5 protein-coding genes and 1 pseudogene are annotated in these 12,221 nt (G+C 73.3%); 5 read left to right on the top strand and 1 reads right to left on the bottom strand.

Going from position 1 to position 12,221, the window contains the following annotated elements; translation table 11 throughout:
- Positions 1-34: 34 nt before the first annotated feature.
- The 5 genes and pseudogenes from ACFV4F_RS12695 to ACFV4F_RS12675 form a co-directional block, all read left to right on the top strand.
- A pseudogene (locus tag ACFV4F_RS12695) lies at positions 35-6,208 on the top strand (type I polyketide synthase); the annotation flags it as partial.
- A gap of 53 nt (positions 6,209-6,261) precedes the next feature.
- A complete protein-coding gene (locus ACFV4F_RS12690) occupies positions 6,262-7,479 on the top strand; it encodes a cytochrome P450 (RefSeq protein WP_380502077.1) in 1,218 nt (405 codons plus the stop codon).
- Between the two features lie 47 nt (positions 7,480-7,526).
- Complete coding sequence (locus tag ACFV4F_RS12685) at positions 7,527-7,991, top strand: nuclear transport factor 2 family protein (RefSeq protein WP_380502075.1); 465 nt, start codon at positions 7,527-7,529, stop codon at positions 7,989-7,991.
- Between the two features lie 75 nt (positions 7,992-8,066).
- Positions 8,067-8,867 carry an oxidoreductase gene (locus ACFV4F_RS12680; RefSeq protein ID WP_380502073.1) on the top strand — a complete coding sequence of 267 codons (801 nt, stop codon included), beginning with the start codon at positions 8,067-8,069 and terminating at the stop codon, positions 8,865-8,867.
- A 246-nt stretch (positions 8,868-9,113) separates the two neighbouring features.
- On the top strand, positions 9,114-10,487 hold the full coding sequence (locus ACFV4F_RS12675) for an FAD-dependent oxidoreductase (protein WP_380502071.1): 1,374 nt from the start codon (positions 9,114-9,116) through the stop codon (positions 10,485-10,487).
- 13 nt (positions 10,488-10,500) lie between these two features.
- On the opposite strand, the gene ACFV4F_RS12670 is transcribed toward ACFV4F_RS12675, so the two are convergent.
- A complete protein-coding gene (locus tag ACFV4F_RS12670) occupies positions 10,501-12,204 on the bottom strand; it encodes a serine/threonine-protein kinase (protein ID WP_380502069.1) in 1,704 nt (567 codons plus the stop codon).
- Between the last annotated feature and the right edge of the window lie 17 nt (positions 12,205-12,221).

Raw genomic sequence — 12,221 nt, 5'->3', positions numbered from 1 at the left:
GAACGAGACCAAACTGCGTGAGTACCTGAAGCGGGCGATCGCGGACGGCCGGCAGACGCAGGCGCGTCTGGACGAGGTCGAGGCACGGGCCCGGGAGCCGATTGCCGTGGTCGGCATGGCCTGCCGGTTCCCGGGCGGCGCGCGGAGTCCCGAGGAGCTGTGGCAGATGGTCGCCGACGGCCGCGACACGCTGTCCCCGCTGCCGGCCGACCGGGGCTGGGACCTCGACCGGCTGCTGGGCACCGGTGACGGCCGGCCGGGCAAGTCGCACGCCGGGATGGGCGGATTCCTCCACGACTGCGCCGAGTTCGATCCCGAGTTCTTCGGGATCAGTCCGCGCGAGGCGCTCGCGATGGACCCCCAGCAGCGCCTGCTGCTGGAGCTCGCCTGGGAGGGGTTCGAGCGAGGGCATCTCGACGTCGACGCCTTACGGGGCAGCCGCACCGGCGTGTTCCTCGGGGTGATGTACAGCGACTACGGCGGACGGCTGCGGGAGGCGCCCGAGGAGCTGGAGGGCTATCTCGGCAACGGCAGCGCCGGCAGTGTCGCGTCCGGCCGGCTGTCCTACACGTTCGGGCTGACCGGTCCTGCGGTGACCGTGGACACCGCCTGCTCGTCCTCCCTGGTGGCGCTGCACCTGTCGGTCAACGCGCTGCGCTCCGGGGAGTGTTCCCTGGCGCTGGCGGGCGGGGTGACCGTCATGTCCACCCCCGGCGTGTTCGTGGAGTTCAGCCGGCAGGGCGGGCTGGCCGCGGACGGCCGGTGCAAGCCGTTCGCCGCAGCCGCGGACGGCACCGGCTGGGGCGAGGGTGCCGGCGTCCTGGTGCTGGAGCGCCTGTCGGACGCGCAACGCCACGGCCACCCCGTGCTCGCGGTCATCAGGGGCTCCGCGGTCAACCAGGACGGGGCGAGCAGCGGGCTGACTGCGCCGAACGGTCCTTCGCAGGAGCGGCTGATCCGTGAGGCGCTGGCGCAGTGCCGGCTGTCGCCGTCGGACGTGGACGCCGTGGAGGCGCACGGGACCGGGACCACGCTGGGCGATCCGATCGAGGCGCAGGCGCTTCTGGCGACGTACGGTCAGGACCGTTCCGGTGACCGGCCGCTGTGGCTGGGCTCGGTGAAGTCGAACATCGGCCACACCCAGGCCGCCTCCGGCGTCGCCGGTGTCATCAAGATGGTGATGGCCATGCGGCACGGCGTCCTGCCGCGCACCCTGCACGTCGACGAACCCACCCCGCACGTCGACTGGACGGCCGGCGCCGTCCGTCTGCTGACCGAGAACCGGGCCTGGCCCGACAGCGACCGCCCACGCCGCGCCGCCGTCTCCTCCTTCGGCGTCAGCGGCACCAACGCCCACGTCATCCTCGAACAGGCACCCCCCACGGAGACCCGCCGCCCCGTGGACGGCACGCAGGCCCTGGACTCCGGCGTCGCCCTGCCGTGGGTGCTGTCCGCCAAGAGCGACGACGCGCTGCGGGCGCAGGCGCGCGGCCTGCTCACGCACCTGGACGAACGGACCGACGTACCGCTCGCCGACCTGTCGTGGTCACTGAGCCGCCGTGCCGCGCTCGGCCACCGCGCGGTGGTCGTGGCCAGGAACCGAGAGCAGGTGCGCCGGGCGCTGGGCGCGCTGTCGGACGGCGATACCGCGCCCGGTCTGGTGCGCGGTACGGCCGGCCGGCCCAAGGTCGCGTTCCTGTTCACCGGTCAGGGAAGTCAGCGCCCGGGGATGGGGCAGGCGCTCTACGAGGCGTTCCCGGCGTTCGCCGAGGCGCTGGACGCGGTGCTCGAACAGCTGGACGGCCGTCTGGGCCGTCCGCTGAAGGAAGTGATCCTGGGCGACTCCGGGCACGAGGATCTGCTGGACCGGACCGCGTACGCGCAGCCGGCGCTGTTCGCCTTCGAGGTGGCGCTGTTCCGGCTGCTGGAGCACTCGGGTGTGCGGCCGGACTGCGTCGCCGGCCATTCGGTGGGAGAGCTGGCCGCGGCGCACGTCGCCGGTTGCCTGTCCCTGCCGGACGCCGCGCTGCTGGTGGTCGAGCGCGGCCGGCTGATGCAGGGGATGCCCTCGGGCGGCGCGATGGCGGCCGTCGAGGCGAGCGAGGCCGAGGTGCTGGCGGCTGTGGACGGCGTGCGCGACAAGGTCGCCGTCGCGGCGGTCAACGGCCCGTCCTCGGTCGTCGTCAGCGGGGACGCGGCGGAGGTCGAGCGGATCGCGGGCGGGTTCGCCGCGCGCGGGCGCAAGACCCGGCGGCTGCGGGTGAGCCACGCGTTCCACTCCCCGCACATGGAAGGCATGCTGGACGCCTTCCGTGAGGTCGCGCGCCGCGTCGACCACCGGCCGCCGCGTATCCCGCTGGTCTCCACGCTGACCGGGGACGTGGTCACGGCGCAGGAGCTGGCTTCCCCCGACTACTGGGCCCGGCACGCGCGCCACGCGGTGCGTTTCCTCGACGCCGTCCGCACCCTCGAAGCCCAGGGGGTGGACTCGTTCCTGGAGCTGGGGCCGGACGCCGCGCTGACGCCGATGGCGGACAGCTGTCTCACCGGCAGGAACGCGGTGGCACTGGCGGCGGTCCGGGCCGGCCGACCGGAGGAGGAGACGCTCGTCACGGCGCTGTCCCGGCTGCACGTGCACGGCGTACCGGTGGACTGGCGGACGTACCTGTCCGCGGCCGGGCCCCGGCTCGTCGACCTGCCGGCCTATCCCTTCCAGCGCCGGCGCTTCTGGCTCGCCCCGTCCGCGGACGGGGAGGCGGGGCAGCCCCACCGGGCCGGGCAGCGCGACCTGCCGCACCCCCTGCTGCGTGCGGAGGTGGACGTGCCGACGGCGGAGACGGTCCTGTTCACCGGCAGGCTGTCGGCGGCGGAGCAGCCCTGGCTCGCCGACCACACGGTGCTCGGCGCCCCGGTGCTGCCAGGGGCCGCGCTGGTGGACATGGCGCTGACGGCCGGCCGGGAGACCGGCCTCGCGGACGTCGAGGAACTCACCCTCCAGGAGCCGCTGGTCCTCCCCGAGGATCGCGCCGTCCACGTCAGAGTCGTGGTCGACGCTCCGGACGCCTCCGGACGCCGGCCGGTGAGCGTCCACTCCCGGCCGGAGGACGCGCCCTCGGCGCAGACGTGGACCCGGCACGCCACCGGTCTCCTCTCCGCCGCCGGTCTCCTCTCCGCCGGAGGCGGGGAGCCGGAGCACCCCGTGGTGTGGCCGCCGGACGGCGCGCTCGCACTGGACACGTCCGGCCTCTACGCGGAGCTGGCCGCCGCGGGCCTGAGTTACGGGCCGTTGTTCCGGGGGGTGCGGCGGGCGTGGCGGCGCGGTGCGGAGATCTTCACGGAGGTGTCGCTGCCGGAGGAACGCACGCACGAGACCGGCGGGTTCTGTCTGCATCCGGCGCTGCTGGACGCCGCACTGCACGGTGCCGGCCTGGGCGGCCTGGTCGAGAGCGAGGGCGGGGCCATGGTGCCGTTCTCCTGGAGCGGTGTGTCGCTGCACGCGGCCGGGGCGTGCGCGCTGCGTGTCAGGCTGGCGCCGGACGGGCCCGGTAGCATCGAGGTGGCCGCCTCGGACCTGGACGGCCGGCCGGTGATGTCGGTACGGGGCCTCGCGCTGCGGCCGATTTCCCGCGAGCAGATCCGCGCCACGCAGAGTGTCCGGGACGGCGCTGTCTTCCGGGTCGACTGGGCCGGGACGGCGGCACGCGACGCGGTGCCGGTACGGCGCTGTGCGGTCGTGGGTCCGGGCGGTGACGGGTACGCCGGGGCTCTGGAGGCCGGTGGTGTCCGGGTGGGCCGCTTCGCTGGTGTGGCGGACCTGGGGGACGCGGTCGCCGCCGGTGAGGCGGTGCCGGATGCCGTGGTCGTGGTCCTGGGGCCGGGCGCGGGGTCGGTCGTCGCGGCGAGCCACGCCGCCGTCCACGAGGCGTTGGTGGTGGTCCGGTCCTGGCTCGCCGACGAGCGGTTCGCGCAGGCACGTCTCGCCTTCGTGACGAGCGGCGCGGTGGCCGCGCGCCGTGAGGAGGACCCGTCGGCGCTGGCCCACGCGCCGGTGTGGGGCCTGGTCCGGTCCGCGCAGACGGAGCATCCGGACCGCTTCGTGCTGATCGACGTGGACGGTGAGGACGGGTCGTCGGGCGCGTTGAGCGCCGCGCTCGCCTGCGGCGCGTCCCAGGTGGCGATCCGCTCGGGCGCGCTCCTCACCCCTCGGCTCGCCAGGGCGGCGGGGGGCGGCGTGCCCGGGGATCTCGCGCTCGCCCCCGAGGGCACTGTGCTGGTGACCGGGGGCACGGGGGGCCTGGGCCGACAGGTGGCCCGTCATCTGGTGGAGCGCCACGGCGTACGGCACCTGCTCCTCGCGAGCCGTCGCGGCCGGGCCGCCGACGGGGCCGCCGAGCTGGTCGCGGAGCTGGCGGAGCTGGGCGCCGAGACCACCGTGGCCACCTGCGACGTGTCCGACCGGCAGGCGCTGGCGCAGCTCCTCGCGGGCGTGCCCGCCACGCATCCGCTGAGCCTGGTGGTGCACGCGGCCGGTGTGCTCGACGACGGGGTGCTCACCTCGCTGGCCCCGGAGCAACTGGACAGAGTGCTGCGGGCCAAGCTGGATTCCGCGTGGTACCTGCACGAGCTGACCCGGGACAGCGACCTCGCCGGGTTCGTCCTGTTCTCCTCGGCGTCCGGTGTCCTGGGCGCCGGGGGGCAGGGCAACTACGCGGCGGCCAACGTCTTCCTCGACACGCTGGCGCAGCACCGGTCCGCCCAGGGGCTGCCCGCCGTCTCGCTGGCCTGGGGGCCGTGGGAGGAGAGCAGCGGCGGCATGACCGGGACGGCGGCCCGGAACCCGCTCGCCCGGCTCGCACGCTCGGGGGTGGCCGCCCTCTCCTCCGAGGAGGGCCTGGACCTGTTCGACGTGGCCCGGTCGGGTGCCGAGGCATCGGTCGTCCTGATGCACGTGGACACCGTCGCGCTGCGTGCGGCGGGCCGCGAGGAGGTGCCGACGCTGCTCAGGGGGCTCCTGCCCGCGCCGCCGCCTGCGCCGGCTACGGCTACGGCTACGGCTACGGCCCGCAGGAACCTCGCGGATCTCGGCGCGGAGGAGCGGCGGGAGGAGTTCCTGGATCTGGTGCGGACGCGCGCCGCGAGCGTGCTCGGCCACACCGACCCTGGGGCCCTGGACGTCTCCCGGCCGTTCCTGGAGGCGGGGTTCGACTCGCTGACCGCCGTGGAGCTGCGCAACGCCCTGAGCGAGGCGACCGGCCTCCGTCTTCCCGCCACGATCGTGATCGACAGCGCCACACCGGCCGGGCTCGCCGAGCGGCTCGACGCACTGTTCGGCGCGAGCCGGTCCGGGCAGGACGCCGTCGCACACCGGACGCAGGACACCGTCGACGTGCTGTACCGGCAGGCATGCGCACAGGGCAGGATCGGTGAGGGGAACGCGTTCCTGGTGGCCGCCGCCCGGCTGCGGCCGACGTTCACGGCGTCGCAGGACGGGGCCGTGCGGGAACCGGTCCGGTTGTCGGGCGGCCCCGAGCGCCCCGCCCTGGTCTGTTTCCCCACCGTGGGGGCCTCGTCAAGCCCGCTCCAGTACGCCCATTTCGCCGCGGCGCTCGCGGGCGTCCGCGAGGTGTCCGCGATGCAGGTGCCGGGCTTCGTCGAGGGTGAGGCGCTGCCCGCCGACTTCGCCACCATGGTGGAGACGCAGGCACAGGCGGTCCTGCGCCACACGGCCGGTGACCCGTACGTCCTCGTCGGCTACTCCTCCGGCGGCTGGCTGGCCAACGCGGTGGCGGGCCGTCTGGAGGAGACGGACCGCGGCCCGTTGGGCGTGGTGCTGCTGGACACGTACTTCGCCGACAGCCGGCTCCCGCTGATCCAGCCCGCGCTGACCCGGGGCATGTTCGACCGGGAGGAGTCGATCGGCAGGATCGACCACGTGCGGTGGACCGCGATGGGCGCGTATCTGGGCATGTTCGCCGGCTTCTCCCCGGCACCGACCCGTGCGCCCCATCTCCTGGTCCGCGCCACGGTCCCGCTGCCTCCGGTGGACGGCTCCCCCGAGGTCCCGGCGGACGTCTGGGAGCAGGACCCGGCGTTCCCGATGGCCGTCCGGGAGGTGCACGGCGACCACTTCACGATCGTGGAGGACGACGCCGGAGCCGCCGCCCTGGCGGTGCACCGATGGCTCTCCGCCCCCCTTCCCGGCCTGTGACAGGCGTTCCGCATCCGCAGCACGTCCCCACCACGACGAGAGAGGTTCTGACCATGACTGAGCAGTCGACGACGACCGGCACGGAGCTGCACGAGTACCCGATGAGGCGGGGCTGCCCCTACCACCCGCCGACCGAGTACACGGAGCTGAGCGAGCAGGGCCCGCTCTCCCAGGTGGAACTCTACGACGGCCGGGTCGCGTGGCTGGTGACCCAGCACAAGGAGACGCGGGAGATGTTCGCCGACGCGAAACTGTTCTCCTCCGACCACGACAACCCCGCCTTCCCGATCCTCGCCGAACGGGAGAAGAACTTCCCCGAGTTCACCCAGGAGCTGTTCGGTCTGGACGGGGAGCGGCACAAGGCCCGCCGGCGCATGCTGCTGCCGCGTTTCACCGCCAAGCAGGTGGAGAGGCTGCGTCCGATGATCCAGGAGGTGGCCGACGAGCTCATCGGCGACCTGCTGCGGCACGAGACTCCGGTCGACCTGGTCGCGGTGCTGGGCAGGCCGCTGCCGTCGCGGGTGATCTGCAAGATGCTCGGCATCTCCTACGAGGAGCACGAGCTGTTCGAGGTGCACGCCCAGGGGATCATGCAGGCGCCGGACCTGGAGCAGGCCGTCACGGCCGGCCGGGAACTGCTCGACTACCTGGTGAAGGTGGTGGACGCGAAGCGGACGAACCTGAGCGACGACCTGTTGAGCACGCTCATCAGGGACCGGCTGAACACGGGTGAGCTGACGTCGATCGAGGTGTCGAAGCTGATGGTCGCCCTGCTGATCGGCGGTCAGGAGACGACCACGAGCATGATCGGCCTGGGCACCCTGACGCTGCTGCAGCACCCTGACCAGCTGGCGATGCTGCGCGAGGACCCGGAGCTGGTCCCCGGCGCGGTGGAGGAGCTGATGCGCTTCCTGTCCATCGCCGACCTGACGACGCTGCGGGTCGCGACCGCCGATGTGGAGGTGGCCGGGCGGACGATCAAGGAAGGGGACGGTGTCATCCTGTCCACCGCCGCAGCCAACCGCGACACCCGGGCCTTCGAGAATCCCGACGTGTTCGACATACGCCGGGACACCCAGGGCCATCTGGCCTTCGGTCACGGACCGCACCGCTGCCTGGGAGAGAACCTCGCGCGGGCCGAACTGGAGATCCTGTTCACCACCCTCTTCGAGCGGATCCCCACGTTGCGCCTCGCGGTGCCGATGGACGAGGTCTCCATGAAGGTCGGCATGACGCTGGAGGGCCTACACGACCTCCCCGTCACCTGGTGACCGCTCCTCCACGCCCATCCCCGACCGATCCCGGTAAGGAACAACGCATGGACGACCGCACCGCCGTCATCGAGATCTGCGATCGCATGGGGTGGCACAGCGACCGGCGCGAATGGAACGAGGCCCGCGCCCTGTTCGCTCCCAAAGTGCTCCTCGACTACACCAGCCTGCTCGGCGGGTCACCGACCACGGTGACGTCGAAGGAACTCGTCGACTCCTGGGTCGCGGTGCTCGGCGGCTACGACTCCTCCCAGCACTTGATGACCAGTCACCTGGTGTCGTTCGAGGGCGCCACGGCCGAGTGCACGGCCTCCTTCCAGGCGACTCACCGGCTGGACAACCCCATGGGCTCCCCGCTTTGGCGCATCGGCGGAACCTACCGCTTCCACCTCGTGCGCTCCGGCGACAACTGGAGGATCGACGAGCTGGCGATGACCATCCTCTGGACGGAGGGGAACCGGAACATCCTGGACCTTGCGGCGGAACGGCAGTCGCAGAAGCCGACGAGCTGATCATCGCCCGGCCACCGGGCCCCGCGCCACCCCGCGGGGCCATCACTGAAGCACCGTCGAAGACAGGAAAGCGTCATGTCCTACGAAACAAACGCGTCAACGAGTAAGCGGGGTAAACGCGCGCTGGTGACAGGCGGTACCCGCGGTATCGGCTTGGCGATCGTGCGGAGGCTCGTCGCCGAGGGGGCGACCGTGGTGACTTCGGCACGGAAGGAGGCGCCCGGGCTCCCGGACTCGGCACACTTGGTGATCGCCGATTCGAGCAGCCCGGAGGGCGTTCGGCAGCTGGCCGACACGGCTCTCGAACTACTCGGCGGTGTGGACATTCTGGTCAACAACGCGGGTGGGGCGAGCAGCGGCGGCATGCCGCACCTGGGCGGGTACTCCACGATCCCTGACGAGGACTGGATCGAGGCACTCAAGACGAACTACCTCGCTGCGGTCCGGCTCGACCGGGCCGTCCTGCCGTCGATGATCGAACAGCGCAGCGGGGTGATCATCGAGATGGCATCGACGACCGCCCAGCGGCCGGTCGGCGCCCTGCTCCATTACGGGGCGGCGAAGGCGGCGCTCCTCCACTACGCGAAGGGACTGGCGGCCGAGGTCGCCGGGTACGGGATCCGCGTCAACAGCGTCCTTCCGGGACTGGTCAGGACCCCGGCCATGGACATGGTCGCGGACAGTATCAGGGGTGCCACCGGGCAGGACGGCGACGATGTCGTCCAGATGATGGTCGAGATGGAGGGCGCACCGATGAAGGGCGTCAGCGAGCCGGAGGATGTCGCCGACCTCGTGTCCTTCCTGACCTCGGACCACGCCGCCCGCATCACCGGCTCCGGCTACGTGATCGACGGCGGGGCGCTCGCGCGGGCGTAATGCCGTATACGCGGGGCGGATGCTCTGGACGAGGTGCTGTGGTACCGCAGGGCGGGGGCAGGAGAGACGGCCGCTTCCCGCCCTCGCCCTGCGGTGTCAGGCGCACAGGCCGCGGCGTCGGAACGCGGTCAGCGTCGCTGCTTCCAGTCGCACCCCGGAGGCGCTGCCAGGGGCGACGCCGGTTTGACGGGCGGCGATCATCGGACAGTAAGATCGCTCCGCAACACGACGCGAAGGGGAGCCTCAGTGGCGCGGGTTGCAGTGATCGGTGGCGGTATCAGCGGGCTGGGGACAGCGCTCATGCTGGGCCGGCGGGGCCATGTGGTGACGCTGTTCGAACAGGACACACGGGCCGCCGGTGAGGACCTCGACCGGGACTTCTACGACTGGGCCAGGCCCCGGGTGCCCCAAGCCGACCAGCCCCACTCGTTCCTCGCGCCGGTGCGCACCGTGCTGCGGGCCGAGGCCCCGGACGTCTACGCGGACCTCCTGGCGCGCGGCGCCCACGAGTACCACGACTTCGACTGGTTCGACGCGCACCCGCCGCAGCGGGACGGCGACGAGGACCTGATCACCCTGCGCACCCGTCGCATCGTGCTGGAGGCCGCCCTGACCGCCGCCGTGCAGCGGGAAGCCGCCGTCGACGTGCGGCGCGGCTGCCGGGTGCGCGGCCTCGCCTTCGCGGCGGACCGTCCCACCCGGGTCACCGGCGTGGAGACGGACGCCGGGACCCACCCGGCGGACCTTGTCGTCGACGCCGCCGGCCGCCGCTCGCCGGTGCCCGGCTGGCTGACCGCGGCCGGCTGCCGTCCGCCCGTGGTCGAGAGCCACCGCGCCGGGATCGCCTACCTGTGCCGCTGGTACCGCCTGCGCCCCGACGGCCCGCGCGACCCCGGGCGTGTCAAGACGGGCTCGGTCGCGCCGTTCGCGATGGCCGGCGTCTTCCCGTCCGACAACGACACCTTCGCGCTGAGCCTGGTGCTCTCCACGGCCGACCCGACCCGGGGCGCGCTCACCGACCCCGCCGTGTTCGAGGCCGTCCTCCACCGCTTCCCGGCCTGCGCCGCCTGGCTCGACCTGGCCCCCGAACCGCAGTCCGCCGTCCTGGCGATGGCCGGCCTGGACAACCGCTGGTCCTCACTCGTCGACGCGGACGGGCCCGTCGTCACCGGCCTGGTCAACGCCGGGGACAGCCTCGTCCACACCAACCCCACCCTGGGCCACGGCGTCGCCCTCGGGCTCCTGGCCGGCCAGTACCTCGCCGCGCACGCCGACGAGGTCGCCGCCGACCCCGCCGGCTACCACGCCTGGAGCACCCGGACCCTCCGGCCGTGGTTCGACGCCCAGGTGAAGGCCGACCAGACCAACGCCCAGCGCCTCGCCGAGGCCGCACCGGCCACGGACGTGCGGGCCGCCGCCGTGGCCGCGTGCGCCTTCGAGGACCCCGTCGTCATGCGCGCCCGGGCCCACGTGCGCCACCTCGTCCACACCCCCGACACCGCCTACGGCAGCGACGAGGTGGACCGCCACGTCACGGCCTGGCTGGCCGACCGCCCCGACTTCGCCCCGATCCACGACGGGCCGACCCGCGCCGAGTGGGACGCGCTGATTCCCGCCTGAGAGCCCGCCGGGGTCACTTCGGCCCGTCGTCCCAGGCGGTGACGGCGAACCGGAGGGGACCAACGCCCGAGGGAACGGCCACGATCCTCAGGACGACCGTACGGCCCTTGCGGGTCTGGTAGCAGAACTGTTTGCCGGGGACCAGGGGGCCGCTGTCGGCGGCGCCGTTCTGTTTGATCTGGACCTTGCATTCGCCGGAGCTCGGACCATAGTCGTCGAAGGGGCGGGCGGCCGCCGCCAGGGCCGGTCGCGCCCGCTCGACCCCCAGGCTCGGCGCGCCGGCCGCGTTCCACCGCACCGCCAGATCGGCGGGATCCGCACCGACCACCGGCCGGTCCGCGTCGAGGTCGATGGAGGCGGCCTGAGCGGAGTCGATGGTGACATCGACCGGTCCGTACTTGACGGGAGCGGTGGACTTCTCGTCGGGGACGTCCAGCGCCGCGAACGAGAGGTAGGCGATATAGAGGCCGACGACCAGGAACGACACGGCCACCAGACGTCGTCGTCGCCTGGGCCTCGCGGGCGTGTGCGAAGCGGGGGGAACGGGGACCTGGGGGGCGTAGGCGGGCGGCGCGGGCGGAGCGGGGGTCCGGGGAGCAACGGCCGCCAGGAAGTCCGGATCCAGGACGCGGGTGGGCGCGGGCGGCTGCGGCCGGGGCAGTACGGCGGGGGCGGTGGCGGGGGCCGTGGGCAGGTACTCGGCCGGGGCTGGCGCGGGCGCGGCGGGCTCAGGCACCGCAGGCTCGACCGGGCTCTCCTCCGCCGGCGGCCCCTCGACCGGCGCGTCCCCGTCCAGGAGCCGGCGGACGGCCGTCTCGCGGCGACGGATCTCCCCCGCCAGGGGTGCCGGCAGCCAGTGTTCGAAGGCCCGGAGAGGCCGGGGAAGGACACGGTTGCAGAGGTCCGCCAGCTCCTCGGGCGTGGCCCTGGCCGCCGGGTCGGCGTGCAGGCAACGGGCGAGCAGCGCGCGCAGCTCGGGCTGGTAGCCCGAGAGGTCCGGGGGCCGGTACTCGGTGTTGGCGATGCGCGTGGCGAGGGTGATCGCGCTGCCCTCCCCGTACGGGTGCCGCTCGGTGGCGGCGACGGCGGCGATCAGGCCGAGCGCGAAGACGTCGCCGGCCTGGGTCACCGGTTCTCCGAGCGCCTGCTCCGGGGACATGAAATGGGGCGTGCCGATCATCGAGCCGCTGGCGGTCAGCCGGGTGCCGTCCTCGGCCCGGGCGATGCCGAAGTCGATGACCCACGGGCCGTCGGAGGCGAGCAGGACGTTGCTGGGCTTCAGGTCCCGGTGGACGATCCCGGCCGCGTGCACCGCGCGCAGCGCCTCCGCGACGCAGCCGACCACCTGGAACACGGTCGTCAGGGGCAGCGGCCCGAACCCGCCGAGGGCCTGGTCCAGTGCGAGGCCGGGAACGTAGCGGCAGGCCAGCCAAGGCGTGGTGCCACCGGTGTCGTGGTCGATGACGGGCACCACGTGGTAGCCCTGCACCGTCCGGGCCGCGCGGACCTCCTGCTCGAACCGGCGGCGGAACTCCCCGTCGCGGGCGAACTCCTCACGGATCACCTTGATCGCGACCGGCTGGCCGCCACGCGTCCGGGACAGGTACACGGCCCCCATGCCGCCCTCGCCGATCCGGCGCAGCAGCGGGTAGCCCGCGACGTCGCGCGGGTCGCCCGGCCGCAACGGCGGCATGCCCGTGTGGTCCTGACTGGTCACCGCTGCTCCCGCTCCCC

Source organism: Kitasatospora sp. NPDC059722 (genome assembly GCF_042733235.1).
Taxonomy (GTDB): Bacteria; Actinomycetota; Actinomycetes; order Streptomycetales; family Streptomycetaceae; genus Kitasatospora.
Note: the sequence above shows the minus strand (reverse complement) of the source record. Positions and strands in the feature narration are given on the sequence as shown.

Bases quoted from the DNA above. Each gene is read 5' to 3' on its own strand.
- ACFV4F_RS12690 (WP_380502077.1), top strand. From the start codon at position 6,262: ATGACTGAGCAGTCGACGACGACCGGCACGGAGCTGCACGAGTACCCG.
- ACFV4F_RS12685 (WP_380502075.1), top strand. From the start codon at position 7,527: ATGGACGACCGCACCGCCGTCATCGAGATCTGCGATCGCATGGGGTGG.
- ACFV4F_RS12680 (WP_380502073.1), top strand. From the start codon at position 8,067: ATGTCCTACGAAACAAACGCGTCAACGAGTAAGCGGGGTAAACGCGCG.